21 protein-coding genes are annotated in these 26,410 nt (G+C 70.7%); 13 read left to right on the forward strand and 8 right to left on the reverse strand.

What is annotated here, in order from left to right; all coding sequences use genetic code 11:
- Window positions 1–233: 233 nt before the first annotated feature.
- Entirely contained in the window at window positions 234–968 is a 735-nt protein-coding gene (locus DX914_RS02030) for a hybrid sensor histidine kinase/response regulator (RefSeq protein ID WP_115857399.1), read from the reverse strand.
- 33 nt (window positions 969–1,001) lie between these two features.
- Between DX914_RS02030 and DX914_RS02035 the strand changes: the two genes are divergently transcribed.
- The 12 genes from DX914_RS02035 (at window position 1,002) to DX914_RS02090 (ending at window position 14,715) form a co-directional block, all read left to right on the forward strand.
- The gene (locus DX914_RS02035) at window positions 1,002–3,059 is read left to right on the forward strand and encodes an intermembrane phospholipid transport YdbH family protein (RefSeq protein WP_115857400.1); all 2,058 of its coding nucleotides are present in this window, start codon (window positions 1,002–1,004) and stop codon (window positions 3,057–3,059) included.
- 21 nt (window positions 3,060–3,080) lie between these two features.
- Complete coding sequence (locus DX914_RS02040) at window positions 3,081–3,680, forward strand: YdbL family probable chaperone protein (protein WP_115857401.1); 600 nt, start codon at window positions 3,081–3,083, stop codon at window positions 3,678–3,680.
- 323 nt (window positions 3,681–4,003) lie between these two features.
- Window positions 4,004–5,344 carry a 23S rRNA (uracil(1939)-C(5))-methyltransferase RlmD gene (rlmD, locus tag DX914_RS02045; RefSeq protein ID WP_196778867.1) on the forward strand — a complete coding sequence of 447 codons (1,341 nt, stop codon included), beginning with the start codon at window positions 4,004–4,006 and terminating at the stop codon, window positions 5,342–5,344.
- Window positions 5,345–5,974: 630 nt separating this feature from the next.
- Complete coding sequence (locus DX914_RS02050) at window positions 5,975–6,490, forward strand: CYTH domain-containing protein (protein ID WP_115857403.1); 516 nt, start codon at window positions 5,975–5,977, stop codon at window positions 6,488–6,490.
- Window positions 6,491–6,586: 96 nt separating this feature from the next.
- Window positions 6,587–7,582, forward strand: coding sequence for a beta-N-acetylhexosaminidase (nagZ, locus tag DX914_RS02055; protein WP_115857404.1), 996 nt, complete (start codon window positions 6,587–6,589; stop codon window positions 7,580–7,582).
- Window positions 7,582–8,157 (forward strand): hypoxanthine-guanine phosphoribosyltransferase, encoded by a 576-nt coding sequence (locus DX914_RS02060; RefSeq protein ID WP_115857405.1) that lies wholly within the window; start codon window positions 7,582–7,584, stop codon window positions 8,155–8,157. The genes nagZ and DX914_RS02060 overlap by 1 nt, the downstream gene beginning before the upstream one ends.
- 1 nt (window position 8,158) lies before the next feature.
- The gene (locus DX914_RS02065) at window positions 8,159–8,932 is read left to right on the forward strand and encodes an S-methyl-5'-thioinosine phosphorylase (RefSeq protein ID WP_115857406.1); all 774 of its coding nucleotides are present in this window, start codon (window positions 8,159–8,161) and stop codon (window positions 8,930–8,932) included.
- 238 nt (window positions 8,933–9,170) lie between these two features.
- Complete coding sequence (locus DX914_RS02070; protein WP_115857407.1) at window positions 9,171–9,383, forward strand: cold-shock protein; 213 nt, start codon at window positions 9,171–9,173, stop codon at window positions 9,381–9,383.
- Window positions 9,384–9,477: 94 nt separating this feature from the next.
- Window positions 9,478–10,710: an FAD-dependent oxidoreductase gene (locus tag DX914_RS02075; RefSeq protein ID WP_115857408.1), complete on the forward strand. Its 1,233-nt coding sequence runs from the start codon at window positions 9,478–9,480 to the stop codon at window positions 10,708–10,710.
- Between the two features lie 299 nt (window positions 10,711–11,009).
- Window positions 11,010–12,656, forward strand: a complete 1,647-nt coding sequence (locus DX914_RS02080) for an acyl-CoA dehydrogenase family protein (protein WP_115857409.1) — start codon at window positions 11,010–11,012, stop codon at window positions 12,654–12,656.
- A complete protein-coding gene (locus DX914_RS02085; RefSeq protein ID WP_231118105.1) occupies window positions 12,653–13,192 on the forward strand; it encodes a L,D-transpeptidase family protein in 540 nt (179 codons plus the stop codon). The genes DX914_RS02080 and DX914_RS02085 overlap by 4 nt, the downstream gene beginning before the upstream one ends.
- Before the next feature lie 341 nt (window positions 13,193–13,533).
- Window positions 13,534–14,715 carry a S1 family peptidase gene (locus DX914_RS02090; protein WP_115857410.1) on the forward strand — a complete coding sequence of 394 codons (1,182 nt, stop codon included), beginning with the start codon at window positions 13,534–13,536 and terminating at the stop codon, window positions 14,713–14,715.
- Window positions 14,716–14,772: 57 nt separating this feature from the next.
- Here the strand turns inward: DX914_RS02090 and DX914_RS02095 are convergent, their stop codons facing one another.
- Genes DX914_RS02095 through DX914_RS02115 form a run of 5 tightly spaced genes read right to left on the reverse strand, consistent with a single transcriptional unit; the run spans window position 14,773 to window position 19,216 of the window.
- Window positions 14,773–15,141 carry an MmcQ/YjbR family DNA-binding protein gene (locus DX914_RS02095; protein ID WP_115857411.1) on the reverse strand — a complete coding sequence of 123 codons (369 nt, stop codon included), beginning with the start codon at window positions 15,139–15,141 and terminating at the stop codon, window positions 14,773–14,775.
- A 7-nt stretch (window positions 15,142–15,148) separates the two neighbouring features.
- Complete coding sequence (locus DX914_RS02100) at window positions 15,149–16,927, reverse strand: ABC transporter transmembrane domain-containing protein (RefSeq protein WP_115857412.1); 1,779 nt, start codon at window positions 16,925–16,927, stop codon at window positions 15,149–15,151.
- A gap of 6 nt (window positions 16,928–16,933) precedes the next feature.
- Window positions 16,934–17,533, reverse strand: coding sequence for an IMPACT family protein (locus DX914_RS02105; protein ID WP_115857413.1), 600 nt, complete (start codon window positions 17,531–17,533; stop codon window positions 16,934–16,936).
- 10 nt (window positions 17,534–17,543) lie between these two features.
- Window positions 17,544–18,665, reverse strand: coding sequence for a hypothetical protein (locus DX914_RS02110; protein ID WP_115857414.1), 1,122 nt, complete (start codon window positions 18,663–18,665; stop codon window positions 17,544–17,546).
- Window positions 18,662–19,216 carry an RNA polymerase sigma factor gene (locus tag DX914_RS02115; RefSeq protein ID WP_115857415.1) on the reverse strand — a complete coding sequence of 185 codons (555 nt, stop codon included), beginning with the start codon at window positions 19,214–19,216 and terminating at the stop codon, window positions 18,662–18,664. Before DX914_RS02115 ends, DX914_RS02110 begins: the two co-directional genes overlap by 4 nt.
- 265 nt (window positions 19,217–19,481) lie before the next feature.
- Here DX914_RS02115 and DX914_RS02120 point away from each other — a divergent pair, with 265 nt between their 5' ends.
- Window positions 19,482–22,328, forward strand: coding sequence for an EAL domain-containing protein (locus DX914_RS02120; protein ID WP_231118107.1), 2,847 nt, complete (start codon window positions 19,482–19,484; stop codon window positions 22,326–22,328).
- Here DX914_RS02120 and DX914_RS02125 read toward each other — a convergent pair.
- Together DX914_RS02125 and DX914_RS02135 are read right to left on the reverse strand one after the other, a co-directional pair.
- Window positions 22,318–23,808 carry a vWA domain-containing protein gene (locus DX914_RS02125; RefSeq protein WP_425480667.1) on the reverse strand — a complete coding sequence of 497 codons (1,491 nt, stop codon included), beginning with the start codon at window positions 23,806–23,808 and terminating at the stop codon, window positions 22,318–22,320. The two genes, DX914_RS02120 and DX914_RS02125, sit on opposite strands and share 11 nt — an antisense overlap.
- A 1,126-nt stretch (window positions 23,809–24,934) precedes the next feature.
- A complete protein-coding gene (locus tag DX914_RS02135; protein ID WP_115857417.1) occupies window positions 24,935–26,407 on the reverse strand; it encodes an aldehyde dehydrogenase family protein in 1,473 nt (490 codons plus the stop codon).
- Between the last annotated feature and the right edge of the window lie 3 nt (window positions 26,408–26,410).

Raw genomic sequence — 26,410 nt, forward strand, 5'->3', positions numbered from 1 at the left:
CTGTGCGCCGCCCTCCGGGTCTTCTGTTGGGGCTGCGAGTTCGGTGCCCGAGCGAGGAGCAAGAGCATTCGCTGCGCTCATCCCCTCACCCTAGCCCTCTCCCGCAAGCGGGAGAGGGGACAGATCCGGCGCTGCTGCTTTAGCCCCTCTCCCGCTCGCGGGAGAGGGGTTGGGGTGAGGGCACGCGGGATAGCAAATCGCAGCGCGAGTTAGCTGCAAGCCCGCCAGCCGCCTCAGGCCCCCGCCAACGTATCCTGCACCGCCTCGTCGAACCGCGCCAAATGCTCGCGCGACTGCGGTTCGCCGTGCAGTCCCTGCACCGCATCGAACAGGCGCGCGGCGCCGACGAAGCCGCAGCTGGCGCGCAGCTTGTGCAGTTCGTTGCGCACGGTGGTCAAGTCCGCGCGGTGGGCCGCGCCCAGGATGGCTTCGTGGGTGACCGGCAATTCCTGCAGGAACAAGCCGCGCAACGTATCCACGTGGGCGCTGTTGCCGTTGAGCGCGCTGGCCGCGGCCTGGTCGTCCCAGATCGGGCGCTTGTCGCCATAGGCCGTCTGCGCGATCGCGCGCTGGTCGTGCGGCTCCAGGCCCAGGGCGCGCGCGACGGCGGCGCGCACCGCGGCCGCGGGCAAGGGCTTGACCAGCACTTCGACAAAACCGGCCGCGATCAGCGTGTCCAGCACGTCGGCGTCGGCGGCCGCGGTGTGGGCCAGCGCCGGCGTGCGCGGGTGGCGCGCGCGCAGGCGCGCCAACAGCTCCACGCCGCTGCCGTCGGGCAGGTTGGCGTCGAACAGCCACAGCGCGTAGTCCTGTGCGTTGCCCAGCGTAACCGCGGCCGCCAGGCTGTCGGCGGCGTCGACTTCGGCGGGTAGGGCCTGCAGGGCGGCGGTGAGGAAAGTGCGGCTGGTCGGATCGTCTTCCACCAGCAACAGGCGCGGCGCGCGCGCCGGATTCATCGTCGATTCCATCGGGTGGGGGGCTCCGCTGGTTATGCTGACGTCATGTCCCGTCCGATAGTACGCCTGCTGCTGTGCCTGTCGCTGCCCGGTTTGTGCTTGGCGGCACAGTCCGCCGACGCCGGCGGTCTGACCGCCAAGATCGGCCGGGTGCAGACCGCGGTGGCGACATTGCGTGAAGTCCGCGTGAGGCTGGATTGGCCGGCCGCGGCCGAGCACGGCGAACTGCAGTTGCAGGCCGCCAGCGTGGTCGCGCCGGACCTGGGCTATCGCTATACCGACGTGGTCTGGCGCTGCCCGCTGCAGCGCGACGGCCAGGGCGGTTGGCGCTGCGATGGCGAGCTGCGCTCCGGCCGCGCGGCGCCACTGCGGCTGTCGCTGGACCTGGGCGTGGCAGTCACCGACGCGCGCCTGTCGCGCGGCGCGGCGGTGGTGGCCCTGCACCGCAACGCGGCCTCGCCGGACGCCACCCGCATCGACCTGACCCGGGTGCCGTTGGCCTGGACCCAGGCCCTGGCCGCGCAGGCCTGGCCCGAGGGCCGCTTCAAGGGCGGCGAGGTCGATGCGCAGCTGACCATCACCGCCGCCGAGCGCGAGCCTTTGCGCGTCGCCGGCCCGATCGCCTTGCGCGGCGGCGCCGTCGATACGCCCGACGGCCTGATCGCGGCCGAGAACCTGGGTGCGCAGTTGCAGCTCGACGCGCGCTTCGGCGAAACCAAGCGCTTCGATCTGGACGGTCGCGTGCAAGGCGGCGAACTGCTGTTCGGCAGCACCTACGTCTCGTTGCAGCAGCGCGCGTCGGCGCTGCAGTTGACGGCGCAGAGCCTGCCCGGCGGCGGCTGGAACCTGCCGCGCCTGCGCTGGAACGATGCGGGCGTGCTCGACGCGCACGGCCGCGCCGCGCTGGACGCGCAGTCGAACGTGAGCGGCCTGGAACTGGACTTGCGCAGCGACGACCTGTCGCGGCTGCGCGACGGCTACCTCAGCGGCTACCTGGGCCTGGCCGGCCTGGGCCAGCTGCAACTGCGCGGCAGCGCCGACGCGCGTCTGCGCATGGCCGGCGGCGAACTGCACAGCGCCGACGCCAGCTTGCAGGCGGTGGCGTTGGACGATGCGCAGGGGCGGTTCCGCTTCGACGGCCTGGACGGCAACCTGCGCTACTCCGCCGCTGCGCCCGTGGCCAGCGAACTGGGCTGGCGCGGAGGCGCGCTATACGGCTTGGATTTCGGCGCGGTGCGTTTGCCCTTCGCCAGCGGCGCCGGCGAGCTGCGCCTGCAACGCGCGGTGACGGTGCCGATGCTGGGCGGCACGGTCGGGTTCGACGACCTGCGCCTGCGACCGCCCTCGGGCGGGCGCGGCCTGGACATCCGCTTCGGCCTGAGCCTGGACCGGTTGGACATCGCGCGCATCGCCAAGACCCTGGACGGCCCGGCGTTCAGCGGCCAACTCAGCGGGCGCATCCCGCAGGCGCGCTACGCCGACGATCGGCTGGATTTCGACGGCGGCCTGAGCATGCAGCTGTTCGGCGGCAGCGTGCGGGTGTCGTCGCTGGCGATGGAGCGGCCGTTCGGCGTGGCGCCCACGCTGTCGGCCGACCTGGCACTGGACGACCTGGACCTGGAGGCGCTGACCGGCGTGTTCGGTTTCGGCAGCATCACCGGCAAGCTCGACGGCCGCATCGATGCGCTGCGCCTGGTGGACTGGACGCCGGTGGCCTTCGACGCGCGCCTGCAAACCCAGCGCAAGCCCGGCGTGCGCCAGCGCATCAGCCAGCGCGCAGTGCAGGACCTGTCCAGCGTCGGCGATTCGTCCCTGGTCGGCAGCCTGCAGGCCAGCCTGATCGGCTTCTTCGATGACTTCGGCTACGCCCGCCTGGGCATCGCCTGCCGCCTGGCCGACGAGGTCTGCCACATGGGCGGCTTGGAGTCGGACGATGGCGGTGCAGAAGGTCGTGATTCAGGCACCAAGGGATTTATTATCGTCCAGGGCGCGGGACTGCCGCGCCTGGACGTGGTCGGCTATCACCGCCGGGTCGACTGGCCGACCTTGCTGGAACGGCTCGAGGCCGTGGGCAAGGGCGACGTCAAACCGGTAGTCCAATAACCTGAAGGGAAGGAAACGAACATGCGCCGTTGGATGGGTTTGCCGGTCGCCGCCGTGATGCTCACGGCCTGCGTCACGATCAACGTCTACTTCCCCGCCGCCGAGGCCAAGGAAGCGGCCAAGGAGTTCGTCGAGAAGGTCATCGGCGAGAGCGCGCAGCCGGTCACGCCGGCCCCGGCGCCCCCGTCCGGCGGCAGCGCCTCGCTGAGCCCGCGCATCGACCTGTGGTCGCTGGTCGGCATCGGCAGCGCCTATGCGCAGTCCTCGCCCGACATCACCATCAAGACCCCGGCGATCCAGGCGATCCAGGCGCGCATGAAGGGCCGTTTCGACGGCCAACTGCGCGCCCACTTCGACTCCGGCGCGCTGGGCTTCGGCAACGACGGCACGGTCAGCGTGCGCGATGCGGCCAAGATCCCGCTGGCCGAGCGCGTGGGCGTGAACCAGGCGGTGGCCGACCAGAACCGCGACTCGGCCGCGGTCTACCGCGAGGTCGCGGTGGCCAACGGCCATCCCGAATGGGAGCCGCAGATCCGCAAGGTGTTCGCGCGTCAGTGGATCGACAGCGCGCGCGGCGGCTGGTGGTACGAGGATGCGGGCGGCGGTTGGAAGCAGAAGTGAGCCGCTGGCGGCCGTAGCCGTTCGCGAAAGGCCCGCCATCGGCGGGCCTTTTCGTTGGGCGGGAGGGTAGACGCCGATAGTCGGTGCCAGTGGGGCCGGTCAGGCCGAAGGGCAGGGCCCGCCGCAGCGGCGTCGTCCCGTCATTCCCGCGAAGGCGGGCTCCGCTTTACTTCGGCGTGAGCCGAACATCCAGGGCTCCACCGAGACATGGCTCCGAAGTCTCCGGACTCCCGCCTTCGCGGGAATGACGGTCGACAGTGGAGCCATCCGCCCCAACCGGATCGCCCCGCCCGAATCTGCGACAATGCGCGGCCTTTTGATTCCTGCCAGCAGCTGTGGCCCGCATCGATCAAACCCCCTTCGAGGCCGCCATTACCGGCCTCACCCATGATGGCCGTGGCGTCGCCCGGCGTCCCGATGGCAAAGCGGTCTTCGTCGCCGGCGCCCTGCCGGGCGAACGGGTGATGGCCAGGCAGACCGCGCGCTCGCGCAGCTTCGACGAAGCGGTGACGCTGGAGGTGCTGGAAGCCTCGGCCGAGCGCGTGAGCCCGCGCTGCGCGCATTTCGGCACCTGCGGCGGCTGTGCCCTGCAGCACCTGGCCGAGGACCGCCAGATCGTGGCCAAGCAGCACGTGCTGCTGGAGAACCTGGAGCGGATCGGCCATGTCGCGCCCGAGCGCGTGCTGCCGGCTTTGACCGATTCCGCCTGGGGCTACCGGCGCAAGGGCCGGTTCTCGGTGCGGCGGGTGGAGAAGAAGGACAAGACCCTGGTCGGCTTCCGCGAAACCGACCCGCGTTTCGTCGCCGACATCGCGCGCTGCGAGACGGTGATTCCGGCCATCGGCGACAAGGTTTCTGCGCTGGCCGCGCTGATCGACGGCCTGCAGGCGCGGCGCGAGATTCCGCAGGTGGAGTTCATCGGCGGCGACCGCATGAGCGACCACGGCGGCATCGCCCTGACCTTCCGCCACTTGGCTCCGCTGTCGGAGGCCGATCGCGAAGCGCTGATCGCTTTCGGCCGCGAGCACGAGTTCGCGATCTTCCTCCAGCCCGGCGGCGTGGACAGCGTGCACCCGCTGTGGCCGGCCGATCCGCAACTGCAGTTCTCGCTGCCGGAATGGGACCTGCAGCTGAAGTTCCGACCGTTGGATTTCATCCAGGTCAACGCGGGGCTCAACGGCCGCATGATCCAGCACGCGCTGGAACTGCTGAAGCCGCAGCCCGAAGACCGGGTGCTCGATCTGTTCGCCGGCCTGGGCAACTTCACCCTGCCGCTGGCGCGCCGCGTGCGCGAGGTGGTGGGGGTGGAAGGCGAGGCCGGCCTGGTTCAGCGCGCGCGCGAAAACGCGGCGCACAATGGGCTGGGCAATGCGCAGTTCTACGCGGCCGACCTGGGCAAGGACCTGAGTTCGGAGCCGTGGATGCGCGAGGGTTTCGACCGGCTGCTGCTGGACCCGCCGCGTTCGGGCGCGGACTTCGTGCTGACCCAGCTGCCGTTGAAGCAGTTCAAGCGCATCGTCTACGTGAGCTGCCACCCGGCTTCGCTGGCGCGCGACGCGGGCTATCTGGTGCGGGAAAAGGGCTGGAAGCTGCGCGCGGCCGGTGTCATGGACATGTTCCCGCATACTGCGCATGTGGAGTCGATCGCGATGTTCGAGCGCTGAACGCGCTCGACCCTGCACCTTGCCCGCTGTAGGAGCTGCGCAAGCTGCGACCGCGAATCCGCAGCTACGCCGCAACCCTCTTTCCCCTGCTTCCGCCTTTGTTTGTACTTTAAAAAAGGGGGATTGAGGGGAATTTGCTCTGGCTGTTGCTGTTGTTAGCAGCAACAGCAACAGCTTCCACCCGCAAGCGGCCGGGTCATTTTCTCTTGCTCGCCCAAGAGAAAGTAACCAAAGAGAAGGGCAGACTTATTTCGACGCCGTACGGCGCGAGGTCGGAGCAGACGCGGTGATTTTCCGATCGGGCATCCTGCCCGAGCGGAAAACGGCGCACGTCCTGTGCGCCGCCCTTCGGGTCTTCTGTGGGGACGGCGAGTTCGGGGCCCGAGCGAGGATCAAGAGCATTCGCGCGTTGCGCTCACCCCCTCACCCTAGCCCTCTCCCGTGAACGGAGAGGGGACACATCCGACGCCGCTTACTGCTTTTAGCCCCTCTCCCGCTTGCGGGAGAGGGGTTGGGGTGAGGGCACGCGAGGTCACGAGCTCGCGCCGCCCGGTCCGCCTGCCCGTTCAGCCGCCACAAAGCCCGTCAACCGCGTTGCTACACTGCGCCTCCACCGAGAGCAGTTTCCGAATGGGCATCGAAATCGAACGCAAGTTCCTGGTCACCGGCGAGGGCTGGCGGGCGCAGGCGCATGAGGCCCAGGACCTGGCCCAGGGCTACCTGAACGACTCCGCCAGCCTGGACAGCGGCGCCATGCGCGCCTCGGTGCGCGTGCGCATCGCCGGCGATACCGCCTACCTGAACCTGAAATCGCGCGAATTGGGCCATACCCGCCAGGAGTTCGACTATCCGATCCCGGTGGCCGACGCGCGTGCGCTGATGGCGTTGTGCACCGGCGGGGCGATCGACAAGCGCCGCCATTACGTCCAGCACCAGGGCCACCTGTGGGAGGTCGACGAGTTCTTCGGCGACAACGCCGGGCTGGTGGTGGCCGAGATCGAGCTGGAGCATGCCGACGAGGCGTACGCGCGCCCGGACTGGCTGGGCCGCGAGGTCACCGATGCGGCGCGCTACTACAACCTGGCCCTGGCCACCCGGCCTTATGCGCAATGGAGCGCCGAAGAACGCTCCGGCCAGGCGCCATGAGCGCCCGGGCGCGCACCGCCGCCCTGCATCCGTCCCCCCAACTGCGCGACAATCGCCCTGGCGCATCCGCGCAGTCCCACCGTTAGGAGTCCCCGCATGCTCGTGATCGGCGTCGCCGGTACCGAACTCACCGCGCAGGAGCGCGACTGGCTGCAGCACGATGCCTGCGCCGGCGTGATCCTGTTCACCCGCAATTTCGCCTCCCGCTCCCAGGTCGCCGAGCTCAGCGCCGCGATCCGCGAGGCCGCGCCGCGTCCGCAGCTGATCTGCGTGGACCAGGAGGGCGGGCGCGTGCAGCGTTTCCGCGACGGTTACAGCGCGCTGCCCGCGCTGGACGGTTTCGGCAGGCTCTATGCCAGCGACCGCGAGGCCGCGCTCAAGCTCGCCGAGGAGCACGCCTGGCTGATGGCGCAGGAAGTGCGCGCCAGCGGCGTGGATCTGAGCTTCGCGCCGGTGGTGGACCTGGGCCGCGGCAACCTGGCCATTGGCGACCGCGCCTTCGATCCGGACCCGCAGGTGGTGGCCGAATTCACCCGCGCCTACGTGCGCGGCATGCACGCGGCCGGCATGGCCGCGACCCTCAAGCACTTCCCGGGCCACGGCTCGGTGCTGGAGGACACCCATTTCGACAATGCCGTCGATCGGCGCAGCCTGGAACAGCTGCGCGAGACCGACCTGATCCCGTTCGTGGCCGGCATCGAGGCCAAGGCCGACGCGGTGATGATGGCGCATGTGGTCTATCCGGAAGTCGCGCCCGAGCCGGCCGGTTATTCGCCGCGCTGGATCGAGCAGATCCTGCGCCAGGACATGGGCTTTCGCGGCGTGGTCTTCAGCGACGACATCGGCATGGCCGCGGCGTTCTCCGCCGGCGGGGTCAAGGCGCGCATCGACGCGCATCTGGACGCCGGTTGCGACGTGGTGCTGGTGTGCTCGCCCAAGCTGGTCGAGGAATCGCTGGCCGCGGTGTCGGGCCGCGCGCTCAACACCATGGCGCTGACCGGCCTGATCGGCCGCGGTGCGATGGGCTGGGACGGCCTGCTCGCCGACGCGCGCTACGGCGACAGCCGCGGCCGCGTGGAGGGTCTGGCCTGATGGGCGCCAAGACGAGCGGCGCCGCCGACCTGGCCGGCGCGCTGGCCAATGCCGATCTGCTGTTCGACCGCCGCAGCCTGGAGCAGGCGATCGTGCGCATGGCCGAACAGATCCGCGGCGACTATGCCGATGGCGAGCTGCGCCCGGTCTATCTGACCGTCATGCACGGCGGCCTGCCGTTCGCGGCGCAGTTGGCGATGGAGCTGGGCGAGCGCGGCCTGGACCTGGAGTTCGACTACCTGCACGCCACCCGCTACCGCGGTGCGACCTCGGGCGGCGAGCTGACCTGGAAGCATCGGCCGGCCACGCCTTTGTCCGGACGCCGTGTGCTGCTGGCCGACGACATCCTCGATGAAGGCCACACCCTGCATGCGATCCGCGAGTGGTGCCTGGAGCAGGGTGCGGCCGACGTGCGCATCGCCGCGCTTGCGGTCAAGGCACACGACCGTTGCGTGCCCGGCTTGTGCGCCGATTACGTCGGCATCGAAGTGCCGGACCGCTACGTGTTCGGCTACGGCATGGACTACCACGAGCAGGGCCGCAATCTGCCCGCGATCTACGCACTGAAGGACTGAGATGGAACCGGCACGCATCGACCTGGCCGTCATCGGCGGCACCGGCCTGTACAAGCTCGCGCAGCTGCAGGACGTGGACACCCAGCAGCCGGTCACGCGCTACGGCGCGCCGTCGGGACCGATCCGCATCGGCACTTTGGGCGGGCGTCGCGTCGCCTTCCTCGCGCGCCATGGCGAAGGCCATTCGCTGCCGCCGCACCAGATCAACTACCGCGCCAACCTGGCCGCGCTGCAGGCGCTTGGCGCGCAGCGCGTGCTGGCCTTGAACACCGTCGGCGGCATCACCGAGCGCTACGGCCCGCGCGTGCTCGCCTGTCCCGACCAATTGATCGACTACACCTGGGGCCGCGTGTCGACGATCTGCGAGGTCGATGCCGAGGGCCGCGGCGGTGGCGAAGTGATCCACGTCGATTTCGGCGAGCCTTATGCGCGCTCGCTGCGCCAGGCGGTGATCGCCGCGGCGGCGCAGGCGAACGTGGCCATGGTCGATGGCGGCTGCTACGGCGCCACCCAGGGCCCGCGCCTGGAGACGCGCGCCGAGATCGCGCGCATGCGCCGCGACGGCTGCGACCTGGTCGGCATGACCGGCATGCCCGAAGCCGGCCTGGCCCGCGAACTGGGTTTGGACTACGCCTGCCTGGCCATCGTCGCCAACTGGGCCGCGGGCGCCGGACCGGACCCGGACGAGGTCATCACCCTGCAGGACGTGCTCGACCATGTGGCCGCGGCCACCGCCGAACTGCCGCGGCTGCTGGAGACGCTGCTCACGCGGTGATCGGGGCGTCGCGATCCGGACAAAGTGCTTGGTGTCCGGACAAAGTGATCTGGATCGCATAATTTCTGACGCTCTGCGTCAGTCGGCCTGGGATCCCGCGCCGCCCGTCGTCCCGATGGCGTCGGGCGCGCGACCGGTGCTTGTCATAAGCCTGTTCAGTTTGCATATACTCGCGCTGCGTTCGGTCGCCCATAGCGACGGCGCACGACAACGCACCCAGCATGAGGTCAATAAGGATATGCAGTACGGCACCGTGAAATGGTTCAACGACGCCAAAGGCTTCGGCTTCATCTCGCCCGAAGACGGTAGCGCCGACGTGTTCGTCCACTTCTCCGCCATCAGTGCGAAGGGATTCCGCAGCTTGCAGGAAGGCCAGCGCGTCACCTATCAGCTGACGCAAGGACCGAAGGGCGCACAAGCGTCCGAGGTAGCGGTGGCCCCCGCAGGGTGATCGACTTGCGATATCTGAATTCCAGGACGCGATCCGGATCGGACTATTCCCAAGGCCCCGCCCAGGCGGGGCCTTTTTCTTGCCCGGTGCGCGCATGAGCCGCGCGCTGCGCATCGGCATCGTCGGCTACGGCAGCGGCGGCCAGGCCGCGGCCTTGCTGCTCTCGCGCGACGGCCATGCCGTGGACGTGTTCGAACGCGCGCCGGTGCTGGGGCCGGTGGGCGCGGGTTTCCTGCTGCAACCCACGGGCTTGTCGGTGCTGTGGGAACTGGGCTTGCTGGATGCGGCGCTGACCCATGGCGCGCGGGTGCGGCGCCTGTACGGCGAGACCGTGGCCGGGCGTCCAGTGATGGACATGCGCTACCGCGAACTGGACGCGTCCTACTTCGGCCTGGGCCTGCAGCGCGGCGCTCTGTTCGCGGTGCTCGACCAGGCCTGGCAGGAAGGGCGGCGCGTGCATTGCGGCCGCAGCATCGTCGCCGCCGATGCCGAGCAGGGTCTGTTGCGCGATGCCGACGGCGTCGAACACGGGCCCTACGATCTGCTGGTGATCGCCAACGGCGCGGCGTCGCTGCTGCGCGACGCGGTCGCACCGCCGGCCTTGAACCGGCCCTATCCCTGGGGCGCGCAGTGGTGCCTGGTGGAGCGCGCCGACTGGGCCTGGCAGGACGAACTGCGGCAGCGCTACGTGGGCGCGCGGCGCATGATCGGCATGCTGCCGGTGGGTACGCGGCCGGACGATGCGACGCCGCGGCTGAGTTTTTTCTGGAGCTTGCCGGTGGCGGCACTGGACAGTGAGGCGGTGAGCGACGAAGGCGCCTGGCGCGCGGCGGTGACGGCGGTATGGCCGGAAGCCGCGCAACGCTTGCGCGACACCGCGGTGCCGCAAGGCCTGGCGCAGGCGCGCTACCGCGACACCGTGGCCAAGCGCTGGCATCGTGGCCGCGCGGTGCTGCTGGGCGATGCCGCGCACGCGATGAGCCCGCAGCTGGGGCAGGGTGTGAACATGGCGCTGATGGACGCGCTGGCGCTGCGCGATGCCCTGCGCGAGGGCGGCGGATTGGAATCGGCCTTGGCGCGCTACCAGCGCGTGCGCCGCCTGCACGTGGGCATCTACCACTTCTGGAGCCGCTGGTTGACGCCGCTGTTCCAGTCCGACCACGACCGCATCGCCGCGCTGCGCGACCGCATGTTCCACCCGCTCTCGCGCGTGCCCGGGGGGCGCGGGCAGATGCTGCAGGTGCTGACCGGCCTGCGCCGCGGCTGGCTGGGGCGGCTGGCCTTGCCGTCGGAATTCCTGAAGGCACTGTGCGAGCGTGCCGGGTAGCGGCGGCTGGACGATACGTCGGTTTCTGTGAGCGCGGGAGTCTTCCGACTCTTCGTCATTCCGGCGCAAGCCGGAACCCATCTTGATCTTGCTCGTCCTGCGCACGGGAAAGCCCAGGTCAAAGTGGGTTCCGGCTTGCGCCGGAATGACGGCCAACAGAGGCACCAGGCGCGCCCAGCATCGATTAGGCGGACGCGGCTGGACTCCGGCCAGCGCTTGCGTCCAGTCGTTGGTCGGCTCTAACGGCCCAGGTCTAGAATTGGCGCAGAAGGAGCCGGGATGCTCCACTGGAGCCGCCGATGTCCGAGCCGTCCAACAACGCGCTGCCGCCGTTCGCCACCCATCGCGTCGAGAACCAGCCGCCGCCGTTCGCGCCGCGCGATCTCTGGCGCGACGACCACGCGTTACGCGAGGCGGTCGAACGCGAGGGCGGCGGCGCGCATGCCGACGCCCTCGCGCGCTACGGCGCGCTGGCCGGCGACAGCCTCTACGCGCTCAGCTTCGACGCCCACCGCGACCGCCCGCGCCTGCGCAGCCACGACCGCTACGGCCAGCGCACCGACCTGGTCGAGTTCCATCCCAACTACCACGCGCTGATGCAGGCGGCGATCGAGCACGGCGTGGCCGGTTACTCCTGGCATCGCCCGGGCCCCGGCGCGCATGTGGCGCGTGCGGTGCTGAGCTATCTGCATCATCAGGTCGAACCCGGCACCAGCTGTCCGCTGACCATGACCCACGCCGCGGTGCCGGTGCTGCGGCATGCGCCCGCACTGGCGCCATGGGCGGCCAAGGCCGCCGCGCCGCATTACGACGGTCGCGACCTGCCCATGGCCGACAAGGCCGGCGTGACCCTGGGCATGGGCATGACCGAGAAGCAGGGCGGCTCGGACGTGCGCGCCAACGCCACCGTCGCCACGCCGCTGGGCGGCGATGCGTATCGTCTGGTCGGGCACAAGTGGTTCTTCTCCGCGCCCATGTCCGACGCCTTCCTGGTATTGGCGCAGGCGCCCGGCGGTTTGAGCTGCTTCCTGCTGCCGCGCTGGCGCGAGGATGGCAGTCGCAACGCGCTGCGGTTGATGCGGCTCAAGGACAAGCTCGGCGACTGGTCCAACGCCTCGTCCGAGGTCGAGTTCGAAGGCGCCTGGGCGCAGCGTATCGGCGAGGAAGGCCGCGGCGTGGCCACCATCATCGAGATGGTCATGCTCACCCGGCTGGACTGCATGCTCGGCTCGGCCGCGGAAATGCGCATGGCCCTGGCCCAGGCGCTGCACCACACGCGCCACCGCCGCGCCTTCGGCAAGACCCTGGCCGAGCACGCGCTGATGCGCAACGTGCTGGCCGATCTGGCGATCGAGTCCGAGGCCGCGCTGCAGTTCTCGCTGCGGGTGGCGCGCGCGGTAGACCGCGCGCCGCAGGACCCGGCCGAAGCCGCGTTCGCGCGCGTGGCCACCGCGGTGGGCAAGTACTGGATCTGCAAGCGCGCGCCGGCTTTCGTCAATGAAGCGCAGGAATGCCTGGGCGGCGCCGGCTACGTCGAGGAATCGCTGCTGCCGCGCCTGTACCGGCAGGCGCCGCTGAACTCGATCTGGGAAGGCAGCGGCAACATCCAGTGCCTGGACGTACTGCGCGCGCTGGCGCGCGAGCCCGAGGCCGGGCCGGCCGTGCTGGACGAGCTGCGGCGCGCGCGTGGCCTGCATCCTGCGTTGGACGCGCGCAGCGACGAACTGGCGCAGGCCCTGGGCGGCCGCATCCAGGAAGCGCAGGCGCGGCTGTGGACCGAGCGCCTGGCGCTGGCGCTGCAAGCGGCCGTACTGCTGCGGGCCGGCAGCCCCTGCGCCGAGGCGTTCTGCCGCAGCCGCCTGGACAGTGCGCACGGGCTGGTGTTCGGTACCTTGCCGAGCGATGTGGACTTCGAAACGCTGTTGCAACGCGCGTTGCCTGAGTGAAGCCGCTGCATGCCGCCGCCGTGTTCGCATTGCTGGCCATGGCCGGCTGCGCTTTCGAGCCCGCGTCCGCCCCGGTCGCAACGCAGGCCACCGCGGCGCGCCGAGCGCCGCCGCCGTTGGCGCCATCGGAACAGCGCGCCGACCGCATCGTGGTCGACAAATCCGAGCGACGCATGCAACTGCTACGCGAGGGACGCGTGCTGGCCAGCTATCGCATCGACCTGGGCGACGCGCCCAGCGGGCACAAGCACCGTCAGGGCGACGAGCGCACGCCCGAAGGCGAGTACCGCATCAGCGAGCGCAATCCCAATAGCCTGTTCCATCTATCGCTGCGCGTGTCCTATCCCAATGCCGCCGACCGCGAGCAAGCGCGCGCGCAGGGCGCCGATCCGGGCGGCGACATCATGATCCACGGCGGTAGCGCGCGCTGGTGGCGCGAGGACTGGACCGACGGCTGTGTGGCGGTGACCGATGCGGAGATAGAGCAGATCTGGCAGCGCGTGCCGGTGGGCACGCCGATACGCATCGACCCCTGAACCAGGGCGCGCGACGGCCGCAAACGCGCACGATTGGGTTGCATGTGCTTGCGCGGGTTCGAACGGCCGCCGCATCGTCGTTCAGACGTTAATTCGCTCTTCACCGCGATGAACATCGCCGGGTGCGATGCGTTCTTGTGATTCGCTTCAAGAATCCGCTGTGATCCGGGTCTGTGCACGGCGATTGCCGCCGGCGCGGGCGTTTGCTTCCTTGGACCGGCCTGTCGCCCGTCGTGGCACGGAACGCGCCCCGGCGCAGGCCGCCGCCGTCGTGCGGCGCCTTGGCCCACATCCGGGCCCATTCAAAAGAGCGCAAACGCTCGTCTCAGGAGGAGTACGCCATGCAAGGTTCCAAGGTACGTCGCAACCTGCTGTCGCTCGCCGTCGCCGCCGTTTCCGTCACCGCCATCGGCGCGGCCACCGCCGCCGATCAGGTCGATTCCGAATTGAAGTTCGCCATGCAGCGCGATCTGGGGGTGATGCCCGGTCAGCTGTCGCAATACCTGAAGGTCGAGCGCATCGCCGAGCAGCAGGCCGGCGCGGCCCAGCGCCGTTTCGGCGCGGGCTATGCGGGCAGCTGGATCGAGCGCAAGGCCGACGGTTCGTTCGGTTTCGTGGTCGCCACCGCCGGCGCCCAGGCCGACGCGGTGCCGGGCGCCGAAGTGCGCCGCGTGCGTTACAGCCTGCGCCAGCTGCAGGCCGCGATGGACCAGCTCGACGGCAACGGTCGCGGCCGCGTGCTCGGCATCAGCAAGGCCTACAGCGGCGTGCATTCCTGGCACGTGGATCCGCAGAGCAATTCGGTGGTGGTCTCGGTCGCGCCGGGCGCCAGCGAGGAAGCGGTGGACCTGGTCGCCGCCAGCGGCGCCGACGCGTCCACGGTGCGCTTCGTCGAATCCATCGGCGAGCCGCGCACGGTGGCCAACATCATCGGCGGCATCGAATACACCATCAACAACCAGTACCTGTGCTCGGTGGGCTTCTCGGTCACGCGCGGCTCGACCAAGGGCTTCGCCACCGCCGGTCACTGCGGCTCGGCCGGCGCCACCGTGCGCATCGGCGGCGCGGTGGTGGGTTCGTTCTCGCAGTCCAACTTCCCCGGCACCGACCGCGCCTGGGTGCAGGTGGGCTCCACCCACACCCTGCTGCCCTACGTCAGCAACTACAGCGGCGGCAACGTGATCGTGCGCGGCAGCACCGAAGCGGCCACGGGCGCGGCGGTGTGCCGTTCCGGCCGCACCACCGGTTACCGCTGCGGCACCATCACCGCCAAGAACGTGACCGTGAACTATCCGCAGGGCGCGGTGTACGGCCTGAGCCGTTCCAACGCCTGCGTGGGCGGCGGCGACTCCGGCGGTTCCTGGATCACCTCGGCCGGACAGGGTCAGGGCGTGAGCTCGGGCGGCCAGATCCCGCAGGGCAGCAACAACAACTGCGGCGTCCCGCAGGCGCAGCGGGTGACGTTCTTCGAGCGTCTGAACCCGATCCTGAGCCAGTACGGGCTGACCCTGGTCCGCCAGTAACCGCGCAAGCCCATCGGGCGCTCCGCACTCGCGGAGCGCCCGATGCGTGCGATGCGGTCAGTCGGCCGCGCCTTCCAGCACCGCGGCGCGACGCTTGCGGCTGAGCTTGGCCAGCGCCTGCCGGTAGGACCAGTCCACCAGTTCGCGCAGGTAGTCGGCCGGCACCGTGCGCACGTCGACGATGGTGACCCAGCGGTAGCGTCCCATCCAGCGCGCGGGCTTGATACCGGGCACGCCGGTGAGTTCAAGGAAGCGTTCGGGCGTGACCTTGATGCTGAAGCGCCAGCGTTCGGGTTCGCTGGTCTTGAAGTAGGCGAACGTCTTGCCGCCCACGCCGTAGGTGAGGATGTTGGCCGGGTGGCCGTGCTCGGTGGCGACGGCGCCCGGGTAGCGGCCGCAGTGGCGTTTCAGCGCGGCGGTGTCCATCGCCGGCTCAGTCCAGGAATTGCAGCTTGGCCAGTTCGGCGTACAGCCCGCCCTGGGCCAGCAGTTCGTCGTGGGTGCCTTCGGCGACGATGCGGCCGCGGTCCATGACCACGATGCGGTCGGCCTTGAGCACGGTGGCCAGGCGGTGCGCGATCACCAGGGTGGTGCGGCCGCGCATCAGCGTTTCCAGCGCCTGCTGCACCGCGCGCTCGCTCTGCGCGTCCAGCGCGCTGGTGGCCTCGTCCAGCAGCAGGATGGGCGCGTCCTTCAGCAGGGCGCGGGCGATGGCGATGCGCTGCTGCTGGCCGCCGGACAGGCGCGCGCCGCGCTCGCCCAATTCGGTGTCCAGCCCCTGCGGCAGGTCGTCGATGAAGTCGGCGGCGTAGGCCGCGCGCACCGCGGTTTCGACCTCGGCGTCGTCGGCCTGCAGGCGGCCGTAACGGATGTTGTCGCGCGCGCTGGCGGCGAAGATGGTCGGCTGCTGCGGCACCAGGGCGATGGCCTCGCGCAGCGCGGCCGGGTCGAGCAGGCGCGCGTCCATGCCGTCCACGCGCACCGTGCCGGTCTGCGGATCGTGGAAGCGCAGCAGCAGCGAGAACACCGTGCTCTTGCCGGCGCCGGAGGGGCCGACCAGGGCCACGGTCTCGCCGGGGCGCACGCGCAGGTTGAAATGTTCCAGCGCCGGCAAGTCGGCGCGCTGGGGGTAGTGGAAGCCCACGTCCTCGAACACGAGCTCGCCGCGCACCGGCGCGGGCAAAGCCTGCGGCTGGGCGGGGGCGGCGATGGCGTTGTCTTCGTTGAGCAGTTCGCTGATCCGGCCCATGCCGCCGGCCGCGCGCTGCAGGTCGTTCCAGACTTCGGCCAGGGCGCCGACCGAGCCGCCGGCGATCAGCGCGTACAGCACGAACTGGCCCAGGGTGCCGGCGCTCATGCGCCCACCGACCACGTCGTGCGCGCCCGACCACAGCACCAGCACGATCGCGCCGAACACCAGGGTGATGGCCACCGCGGTGACGATGGCCTGCGCGCCGATGCGCTTGCGCGCGGTCGCCACGGCGACCTTCAGCGCCGCGCCGAAGCGGCCGCGCTCGTAGGGTTCGCGCGCATGCGCCTGCACCGTGCGCACCGCGCCCAGGGTTTCCGCAGCCAGCGCATTGGCGTCGGCCACGCGGTCCTGGCTGGCGCGCGAGATCTTCTGCAGGCGGCGGCCGCCGATCACGATGGGCAGCACCGCCAGCGGTATGCCGACCAGCGCATAGGCGGCCAGGCGCGGGCTGGTCACGAACAGCATGCCGATGCTGCCGATCACGGTGACCGAGCTGCGCAAAGCCACCGACATGCTGGAGCCGACCACGCTGCGCAGCAGCTCGGCGTCGGCGGTCAGGCGCGAGACCAGTTCGCCGCTGCGGCTGCGGTCGTGGAAACCGGCGTCCAGACCGATCAGGTGCGCGTACAACTGCTGGCGCAGGTCGGCGACCACGCGCTCGCCCAGCAAGGACACGAAGAAGAACCGCGCCGCGGTCGCCAGCGCCAGGGCCACGGCCACCACGAACAGCAGCACGAAGGCGCGGTCGATCGCGCCGCCGCCCTCGGCGAAGCCCTGGTCGATCATGGTCTTGAACGCCGGCGGCAGGCTCAGGGTGGCCGCGCTGGAGGCGGCCAGCGCCACCAGCCAGGCCACGAACAGACCCAGGTGCCGGCGCACGAAGGGCCACAGGGTGCTCAGGCTGCCGATCGGCGCCTTGGCGGAGGGCGGGGCCGGCGAGGCGGCGGCGGAGTCGGTCATCGGCGGTCAGTCGGGGGCGTCTTCGACGAGAAGACGTACCCGATCACGGGTGGCGTCGCGCAGCTGCGCTTTCAAGGCGTCCAGGCCCGATTCGGGCAAGCGCGCACGCAAATGGGCGCCGTCGGCGTCGTAGCGCTCGTCCAGCTTGTCCGCGCCGTGCGCGGCCAGGGCGGCGTGGACCGCGCCAGTGTGTTCGAACGGATAGCGCAGGGCGACGGTGCGGCTCACGATCAGCGCGCGGCGTTCGGCGCGGCGCAGGCATTCGGCCGCGCAGCCACCGTAAGCGCGGACCAGGCCGCCGGCACCGAGCTTGATCCCGCCGTACCAGCGCGTCACCACTGCCACCACCTGGTCCAGGCCCTGGCCGTCGATCGCGGCCAGGATCGGCCGGCCGGCGGTGCCGCTGGGCTCGCCGTCGTCGTTGAAGCGGTACTGGCCGCCGATGCGGTAGGCCCAGCAGTTGTGGGTGGCGGCCGGATCGGACACCCGCGCCAGAAACGCCAGCGCCGCCTCGGGCGTGGCCACCGGCGCGGCCAGGGTCAGGAAACGGCTGTGCTTGACCTCGATCTCGTGCGAGACCTCGGCCGCGAGCGTGGCCGCGCTCACGGCGCGGGCCTCATCGCGGCTGCAGCGCGCGCAGGTCGGCGGGGATGCGCACGCGCGGATGGGCCTTGCGGAACTCGCCCAGGCTGGCGCGGGCCTCGTCCAGGCGGCCGGCGTCGCGGCGCGCGCGGATGCGTTCCAGCCACTGGGTGCGTTCCAGTCGCTGGTCCTCGCCGACCGGCGGGAACGCGGCGTCGCGCGCGAAGTTCCCGACCGGCTGGGCGGGTTCGACGTCGGCACGCTTGATCCGCGAACCGGTGACCTCGATGCGGTCCAGCGCGACCGATTCGCGCGCCTCGGCTTCGCGCTGCGCGCTGTAGGCCTGCTTGGCGGCGTCGGTTTCGCGCCGCTCCTGGTGGGCGGCGGCCTGCTTGGCCTCGGCGGTGTCGGCGCGCGCCTTGGCCGCGTCGGCGGCGAGGCGGGAGCGCGACGGCACCAGGCCGAAGTTGTCCTCGCGCGCGGCGCCGCCGGCGGGCGCTATGGCCGGCGCGGCGGCGGGCATGGGCGGCGCAGCCATGGGCGCGGCGCTGGCGGCGGCGTCTTGCGCGATCTCGCCATAAGCCATCGACTCCGCGGGCGCGGGCGGCACGCTGCGCTGCCGGCGCGGCTCCGGCGGCGCCGGTTCCGGGAATGCCTGCGCGCTGCGTGCGACATCGGCGGCGGGCTTGGCCGCCGCCGCCGGTGCCTGGGCCGCGGCCGACAGCTCGCGCCGGTCCATCCGGGCTTCGGGCAGGGCCGCCGCATCCGCCGGCGGCGGAGGCGGGGCGATGGTCGCGCGCGGGCGCTGGATCATCTCGGCGGCGGTGTAGGCATCGCCGGATTCGTGGCTGGGTGCCTCCCGCGACGGCGCGATCGGGCGCAGCTGCCAGACCACGCCCACGGCCAGGGCCAGGGTCGCGGCGATGCCCATGCCGGTGATCAGGCTGCCGGGAATCGCGCTCAGCGCCCAGCGCCGGCGCGCGCGCTGGCTGGCGGCCTGCGGCGCGCGCGGCGAGGCGGCCGCCGCGGCGTGCGCGGCGGCCAGGATCCTGGCGTCCAGCGCAGGCGACGGACCCTCGTGCGGGCCCAGCCGCGCCAGGCGGTCGGCCAGGGCGCGTTCTTCGGGCGACAAGGGGTCGGGGGTCTGGCGCTTCATTCGTTCAGCCTCGATCGCAGCTTGTCCATGGCGTAGCGCAGCCGCGATTTCACGGTTTCTCGTCCGGCGCCGGTGATCTCGCCGATTTCCTCCAGGCTCAGCTCCTGCTCCAGCCGCAAGATCACCACCTCGCGCTGTTCCTCGGGCAGCTCCTCGATCGCGCGCTGCAGGCGGCGGCGCTGTTCGAACTCGGACAGCTCGCGCTCGGGCGTGGTCGGGTCGGGCACGCGCGCGGCGCGCTCGTCGCCGTCTTCGGGGGCGGCCGGGCGGTGCTTGAGCGCGCGCCAGTGGTCGTTGAGGCGATTGTGGGCGATGCGGTACAGCCAGGTCGTGAACGCGGCGTCGGGCTTCCAGCCGTGGCGCGCGGCGATCACGCGCTGCCAGACGTCCTGGAAGAACTCATCGGCCAGCGCCGAATCGCGCACTTGCCGCAGCATGAACCGGTACAGCGGGCCGCGGTGGCGCGCGTATAGGGTCTCGAACGCGACGGTGTCGCCGGCCGTCCAGGCCAGCATCAGTACGTCGTCGCTCGCGTCCGCTGCCGAATTCATCCGCGGCAGGGTACGGGTTGGCGCCGCCGACGGGAAGCCATGGGACCGGCTGGGGATGGCGTGCGGGGCGGCGCGCAGGGCGGGGAGGGTGGCCAGGTGCATGTCCGGACGAACGGCCCAAGGGCCGCGACGGGGTTGGCGGTTCGCGGGCGGCCGGTCAGGCTATGCTTCGAATTGCGTTCTAGTCCGTGAACGAAGTCAGGGGCCTGTAGCGGTGCAGACAACCGGAAGGCCAGCCGCCGGCGCCAACACGGAGGCGCCCGCAGTGGGCAATGCGCTGGCCGGCGCGTTGCGCGAGGCGCTGCCTGCGGGCTCGCAGGTGGCGGTGCGCTGGCGCGACGGACGCGGGCTGTACGGCGGCTCCGAACTCGGCGCGGACGCCCAGGACCGCGCCGACTCGCTGCTGAACGGCAGCCGCGCCGCCTGCAGCGAACAGCGCCTGGAAGCCGCCTGGGACCTGGACGACGGCACCCGCGTGTCCTTGTGCGCGCACGCCGGCGCGCCGCTGACGGCGGAGGCCGGCGCGGCCTGGCTGGCGCTGGCGCAGCGCCTGGTCGGCGCGCAACTGGTGGCCGCACGTGCGCAGGCGCGCGCCGAATCGCTGGAAAAATCCGAGCGCCTGCAGCAGGCGCTGTACGAGATCGCCGACCTGGCCGGCTCGGACCTGGAAATGGTCGACATGCTGCGCCGCATCCACGGCGTGGTCGGCGGCCTGATGTACGCCGAGAATTTCTACATCGTGCTCTACGACGATGTCCGCGACAGCCTGCGCTTCATCTATTTCGCCGACCGCATCGACCCCTACGTGGCCGAGCCGGATCTGGAAATCCGCGCCGCCGAGATGCCCAACAGCCTGACCCTGGCGCTGCTGCGCCATGGCGAGCCGCTGCTGGGCCCGTCGGTGGCGATCCGCGAACAGCTGGACGTGCCGCGCGACATCGCCCACGGCCCCGACAGCGAGGACTGGCTGGGCGTGCCCATGCGCCGCGAAGACCGCGTCTGCGGCGCGATCGTGGTGCAGAGCTACGACCGTCCCGACCTGTACGGCGAGGAGGAGCGCGCGCTGCTGGCCTTCGTCGCCCAGCACATCCTGACCGCGCTGGACCGCTTCCGCGCGCGCGAGGAACTGGAACGCCGCGTGGCCGAGCGCACCCAGGCGCTGCAGCTGAGCAACCGCGACCTGCAGGCCGAGATCATCGAGCGCCAGCGCGCCGAACGCCTGCAGCGCGCGCTGTTCCGCATCGCCGAGCTGTCGATCACCTCCGAGACCCTGGAGCGCTTCTACGCCCAGGTCCACGACGTGGTCAGCGAGCTGCTGTACGCGCGCAACTTCTACATCGCCCTGATCACCAACGACGGCGAACACCTGGAATTCCCGTACTCGATCGACGAGCGCGATTCCACCCGCGAAAGCCGGCGCCTGGGCTCGGGCCTGACCGAATACGTGATCAAGCGCGGCCAGGCCCTGCTCGCCGACCGCAGCCGCATCGCCGGGCTGGAGGCCGCGGGCCTGGTCCGCAGCCTGGGCTCGCAGGCGCATTGCTGGCTGGGCGTGCCGCTGTTCCGCGACGACCACGTGGTCGGCGTGATCGCGGTGCAGAGCTATTCGCCGGCGATCGCCTTCACCGTGCGCGACCAGGAGCTGCTGACCTTCGTCGCCCACCACATCAGCAACGGCCTGGCGCGCAAGCAGACCCAGGACCGGCTGGTGGCCGCGCATTCGGAACTGGAGCAGCGCGTGGCCTCGCGCACGCGCGAGCTGGCCCAGGCCAACGCCGAACTGCTGTCGCAGATCGGCGAGCGCCTGCGCGCCGAGCAGCAGCTCACCCACCAGGCCTTGCACGACGCGCTGACCGGCCTGCCCAACCGCAGCCAGCTGCTGGAGCGGCTGGAGAGCGCGATCGTGCGCGCCCAGCGCGACGTGCGCCGCCAGTTCGCGGTGCTGTTCCTGGATCTGGACCGCTTCAAGCTGGTCAACGACAGCGTCGGCCACGCGGCCGGCGACGAACTGCTGGTCGAAGCCGGCCGCCGCATCGTCAACGCGGTGCGCGGCGACGACACCGTGGCGCGCCTGGGCGGCGACGAATACGCGATCCTGGTCGACAACATCGACGGCCTGCGCGTGGCCGAGGAACTGGCCCAGCGCATCCTGCGCGCGCTGGGCGAGCCGTGCTGGGTGGCCGGGCGCGAGGTCTTTCCTTCGGCCAGCCTGGGCATCGCCATGTGGCACCCGCGCTACCGCAGCGGCGCCGAGCTGCTGCGCGACGCCGACGCGGCCATGTACCGGGCCAAGTCCGCCGGCCGCGACCGCTGCGCGGTGTTCGACGAGGCCATGCGCGAACAGGCGGTACGCATCCTGGACCTGGAAGCGGACCTGCGCCGCGCGATCAACGGCGACGGCTTCGTCGCCTTCTACCAACCCATCGTGCGCCTGAGCGACCGCAGCGTGATCGGCCACGAGGCCCTGCTGCGCTGGAGGCACGAGCGCCGCGGGCTCCTGGTGCCCAGCGACTTCATCGGCCTGGGCGAAGACAGCGGACTGATCGAGGAAGTGGACTGGCTGCTCTACGCCCAGGTGATGAAGCAGCTGGCGCTGGGCGGAGAGGGCTATGTGTCGGTGAACGTGTCGCCGCGGCATTTCCGCGCCGCCGACTTCGCCGACCGCCTGCTGCGCATGATCGACGAGGCCGGCGCCGACCCGCACCGGCTGCGCATCGAGATCACCGAAGGCGCGCTGCTGGACGACGTGCCGCGCGCGCTGCGCATGCTGCGCACCCTGCGCGGCCACGGCGTGCTCGCCCAGCTCGACGATTTCGGCACCGGCTTCTCGGCGCTGTCCTACCTGCACCGCTTCCCGATCGAGTGCCTGAAGATCGACCAGAGCTTCGTCGCCGGCCTGGTCGGCGAAACCCGTCCGGAGAGCGTGGCGGTGGTGCGCGCGATCCAGGCGCTGGCCGGCACCCTGGGCATCCACACCATCGGCGAAGGCGTGGAAAACGACGCCCAGCTCGCGGCCTTGCGCGAACTGGGCTGTGCCTACGGCCAGGGCTATCTGTTCGGGCACCCGGCCGAGGCTTACTCGACGCCGCTGCGCCAGGCGGTCAGTCGCTGACCGACGCGGTCCGCGGCTTGTCGCCCTCGATCTGCTGGCGGGCGCGTTCGACCAAACCGACGAACTCGCGACGCTGGCCCCAGCGGTCGTCCAGGCGGGTGGAGCGCGCGGCCGCGGCGATGCGGTCCCAGCCCCAGCCGTCGTAGCGGCTGCCGCCGCGCAGCGCATCGGCGAAGGCGGCCACCGCGGCGGCGAAGCGCATCGCCTCGCCCGGTTGCGCGCGCAGCTGCGAACGCAGGATCGGCGTTTCGATCAAGCGGCTGTCGCTGGCGCCGGGGCGCTTGTAACGCAGCTTGAGCGTGGCCACTTCGCCCGATCCGACGGCCTGCGGCGCGGGCTTGGTGCCGTAGCGCAGCGCGGGCAGGCGCGCGGCCGTGGAGCCGACCGGGGTCAGTTCGTACAGCGCGGTGACCTCGTGACCGGCGCCGATGTCGCCGGCGTCGACCTTGTCGTTGGCGAAATCCTCGTGCTTGAGCACGCGGTTCTCGTAACCGATCAGGCGGTACTCGGCGACCTGGGCCGGGTTGAACTCGACCTGGATCTTCACGTCGCGGGCGATGGTCAGCATGGTCGAGCCCATCTCTTCCACCAGCACCTTGCGCGCTTCCTGCAGGGTGTCGATGTAGGCGTGGTTGCCGTCGCCCACGTCGGCCAGCTTCTCCGACAACGCGTCGTTGTAGTTGCCCTGGCCGAAGCCCAGCGTGGTCAGGGCGATGCCGCTCTTGCGCTGGTCGGCGACCAGTGTTTCCAGAGCGTCCTGGCTCACGGTGCCGACGTTGAAGTCGCCGTCGGTGGCCAGGATCACCCGGTTCACGCCGTCCTTGACGTAGGCCTGCTTGGCCATGGCGTAGGCCAGGCGGATGCCGTCGCCGCCGTTGGTGCTGCCGCCGGCCTGCAGGCGCTCCAGCGCGTCGAGGATCTCGCCCTGGCGGTCGCCCGGGGTAGGCGGCAGCACCAGGCCGGCGGAACCGGCGTAGACCACGATGGAGATGCGGTCCTGCGGGCGCAGCTGCCTGGTCAGCAGCGAGAACGCGCTCTTGAGCAGGGGCAGCTTGTCCGGCTGGTCCATGGAGCCGGAGGTGTCGATCAGGAACACCAGGTTGGCCGGGGGCAGGGTGGCCTTGGGCACGTCGTAACCCTTGATGCCGATCATCAGCAGCTGGCGCTGCGCGTTCCACGGCGCGGGCGCGAGTTCGGTGGTGACCCGGAACGGAGTTTCGCGCGTGGCCGGCGCGGGGTGGCCGTAGTCGAAGTAGTTGATGAACTCCTCGGCGCGCACCGCGTCGGCGGGCGGGCGCTGGCCCTGGTTGAGCATGCGCCGCACGTTGGCGTAGCTGCCGGTGTCGACGTCGATGGAGAAGGTGGACAGCGGTTCGTCGGCGGTGCGGCGCACCGGGTTGTCTTCGCGCTCGGCGTATTTTTCGGTGTTGGCCGGCTGTTGCTGCGGCGGGGTGAGGTTCGCCTGCGGCAGCTGGGCCATCGGTGCGCCGGCGACTGGGGCGCTCTTCACGCGACTGCTGGTGACGACGATGCCGTCGAGGGACGGCTCGGCCGGGGCGGCGTAACCATGGGCGCGGACGAACGCCGGAGGCGGTGCGGGCGGCGGGGGCGGGGCCATGGCCAGGCGGGCCATGCGCCGTGCGCTCTCGGCAGGTTTGGCCTGCTGGCTGAGCGCCTTGGCTTCGGTCCGGTAGCGGGCGTCGGCCGTGGTTTCCGCCGCCGCATCGGCTGCCGAGGCGGCGGCATCGGCGGCGGCCATGGCGGCATCGACGGTCTGGTCGTATTCGGCCTGGCGTTGGGCGTCGCGGCGGGCCTGAGTGTCGGCCGCGCTGGGCGGGTCGTTGCGGGTGCTGTTCTGGCAGGCGCTCAGGGCCAGGGCGGCCAGGATGGCGGAGAGCAGGGCGGTGGTGGACTTGGGCTGCGGCGTGGCGGTCATGCGGGCGGTCCCCTTGGAGGTCCTAGGGGCAAACGCCCGGCCCGCGGGAATGGGGTTAACCGCCTTGGCCTTGGGGTAGGAGCGGCGTAAGCCGCGACCACGAACCCGCATCTACGACAAACCTTGCGACCCCCTGTAGGAGCTGCGCAAGCTGCGACCGCGAATCCTCACCTACGACGAAGGCTTCGGTTTCCGTAGGATCTACGCTCTCTGTAGGAGCGGCGTGAGCCGCGATCCGCTCCGAACTTGCGAAGGTGTTTGGGTGTGTTGGTTGAAGCAACAGCAACAGCTTCCGTCCGCAAGCGGCCGGGTCACTTTCTTTTGATAAGCGTCAAAAGAAAGTAACCAAAGAAAAACGCTTCGCCAGAGCTCCCTTGCGAGATCGGAGTGGGCGCGGGGATTTTTCGATGGCACATCCCTGTGCCAGCGAAAAACGGCGCACTTCCTGTGCGCCGCCCCCCGCCTTCGCGGGGGCAGGCTCTCCGGGTCTTCTATTGGACGGCGAGTTCGGTGCCCGAGCGAGGGTCAAGAGCATTCGCTGCGCTCATCCCCTCACCCTAGCCCTCTCCCGCAGGCGGGAGAGGGGACATATCCGACGCCGCTTGCCGCTTTAGCCCCTCTCCCGCCTGCGGGAGAGGGGTTGGGGTGAGGGCTGCGCGCTGCGCGTGGATCACGCCACCGGATCGCGTATCACCAGCAACCGCTGCTCGGTCATATCCTCGATCGCATAGCGCACGCCTTCGCGGCCCAGGCCCGAATGCTTCACGCCGCCATAGGGCATGTTGTCGACGCGGAAGCTGGGCACGTCGCCGACGATGACGCCGCCCACGTCCAGGCGGTCCCAGGCGCGCATGGCGTGGTCCAGGCGGCCGGTGAATACGCCGGCCTGCAGGCCGAAGTCGCTGTCGTTGACCTGCGACAGCGCATCGTCGAAGTCGTCGAACGGAGCCATGAACGCGACCGGGCCGAAGGCTTCCTGGCGGTACAGGTCGCTGTCGCGCGGCACCTTCTCCAGCAGCGTCGCCGGCAGCAGATTGCCTTTGCGCGCGCCGCCGGCGATGCGCTTGGCGCCGCCCTTGCGCGCCGCGTCGATCCAGGACTCGATGCGCTTGGCCGCGGCCTCGTCCACCACGGGGCCGATGAAGGTGCGCTCGTCGCGCGGGTCGCCCATGCGCAGCTGGGTCACCGCCTCCTTGAGCTTCTTGCGCAGCTTGTCGTAGATGGCGGCGTGGGCGTAGATGCGCTGCACGCTGATGCAGCTCTGGCCGCTCTGGTAGTAGGCGCCGAACACCAGGCGCTCGACCACGTGGTCCAGCGGCACGCCGGGGTCTTCGTCGACGATGCAGGCGGCGTTGCCGCCCAGTTCCAGCGTCACCTTCTTGCGCCCGGCGCGTGCCTTAAGCTCCCAGCCGATCAGGCCGCCGGTGAAGCTGAGCAGGGCGATGCGCTCGTCCTCGGTCAGCGCCGCGGCGTCCTCGTTGGAACAGCAGATCACCGAGAACGCGCCCTTGGGCAGGTCGGTTTCGGCCAGCACCTCGGCGATGATCAGCGCGCCCACCGGCGTTTTCACCGCCGGCTTGAGCACGAAGGGGCAGCCGGCGGCGATGGCCGGGGCGACCTTGTGCGCGACCAGGTTGAGCGGGAAGTTGAACGGGGTGATGAAGCTGCATGCGCCCACCGGCACGCGCTTGACCATGCCGCGGTAGCCGCGCGTGCGCGGCGAGATCTGCAGTTCGATCAGCTCGCCGCCCAGGCGGGTGGCCTCACCGGCGGCGATGCGGAAGGTGTCGATCAGGCGGGTGACTTCGCCGCGCGCGTCCTTGATCGGCTTGCCGGCTTCGATGCACAGCGCCACGGCCAGTTCCTCGTGGCGTTCGCTGAAGCGGCGCACGCAATGCTCGAGCACGTCGCGGCGCGCGTCCGGCGGGAACGCGGCCATGGCCTCGCGCGCCTTGTGCGCGGCGACGATGGCCTTGCGCACCACCGCCGCGTCGGCGAAGGCCACGCGGGTGGCGACCTTGCCGCTGTACTTGTCCAGCACCTCCAGGTCGGTGTTGGCCGCGACCGGGCGGTTGGCCAGGTAATAGGGGTAGCTGCTGTTGAGGCCGGAGCCGGCGGATTTCTTGGCGGAGGTCTTGGCCATGGG

Source organism: Lysobacter silvisoli (assembly GCF_003382365.1).
Taxonomy (GTDB): Bacteria; Pseudomonadota; Gammaproteobacteria; order Xanthomonadales; family Xanthomonadaceae; genus Lysobacter; species Lysobacter silvisoli.

Coding starts and splice junctions, on each gene's coding strand:
- DX914_RS02075 (WP_115857408.1), top strand. CDS start 9,478: ATGAGCCGCGCGCTGCGCATCGGCATCGTCGGCTACGGCAGCGGCGGC.
- DX914_RS02095 (WP_115857411.1), bottom strand. CDS start 15,141: ATGGACACCGCCGCGCTGAAACGCCACTGCGGCCGCTACCCGGGCGCC.
- DX914_RS02030 (WP_115857399.1), bottom strand. CDS start 968: ATGGAATCGACGATGAATCCGGCGCGCGCGCCGCGCCTGTTGCTGGTG.
- nagZ (WP_115857404.1), top strand. CDS start 6,587: ATGCTCGTGATCGGCGTCGCCGGTACCGAACTCACCGCGCAGGAGCGC.
- DX914_RS02135 (WP_115857417.1), bottom strand. CDS start 26,407: ATGGCCAAGACCTCCGCCAAGAAATCCGCCGGCTCCGGCCTCAACAGC.
- DX914_RS02080 (WP_115857409.1), top strand. CDS start 11,010: ATGTCCGAGCCGTCCAACAACGCGCTGCCGCCGTTCGCCACCCATCGC.
- DX914_RS02065 (WP_115857406.1), top strand. CDS start 8,159: ATGGAACCGGCACGCATCGACCTGGCCGTCATCGGCGGCACCGGCCTG.
- DX914_RS02070 (WP_115857407.1), top strand. CDS start 9,171: ATGCAGTACGGCACCGTGAAATGGTTCAACGACGCCAAAGGCTTCGGC.
- DX914_RS02035 (WP_115857400.1), top strand. CDS start 1,002: ATGTCCCGTCCGATAGTACGCCTGCTGCTGTGCCTGTCGCTGCCCGGT.
- DX914_RS02040 (WP_115857401.1), top strand. CDS start 3,081: ATGCGCCGTTGGATGGGTTTGCCGGTCGCCGCCGTGATGCTCACGGCC.
- DX914_RS02115 (WP_115857415.1), bottom strand. CDS start 19,216: ATGAATTCGGCAGCGGACGCGAGCGACGACGTACTGATGCTGGCCTGG.
- DX914_RS02060 (WP_115857405.1), top strand. CDS start 7,582: ATGGGCGCCAAGACGAGCGGCGCCGCCGACCTGGCCGGCGCGCTGGCC.
- DX914_RS02110 (WP_115857414.1), bottom strand. CDS start 18,665: ATGAAGCGCCAGACCCCCGACCCCTTGTCGCCCGAAGAACGCGCCCTG.
- DX914_RS02100 (WP_115857412.1), bottom strand. CDS start 16,927: ATGACCGACTCCGCCGCCGCCTCGCCGGCCCCGCCCTCCGCCAAGGCG.
- DX914_RS02090 (WP_115857410.1), top strand. CDS start 13,534: ATGCAAGGTTCCAAGGTACGTCGCAACCTGCTGTCGCTCGCCGTCGCC.
- DX914_RS02125 (WP_425480667.1), bottom strand. CDS start 23,808: ATGGCCCAGCTGCCGCAGGCGAACCTCACCCCGCCGCAGCAACAGCCG.
- DX914_RS02050 (WP_115857403.1), top strand. CDS start 5,975: ATGGGCATCGAAATCGAACGCAAGTTCCTGGTCACCGGCGAGGGCTGG.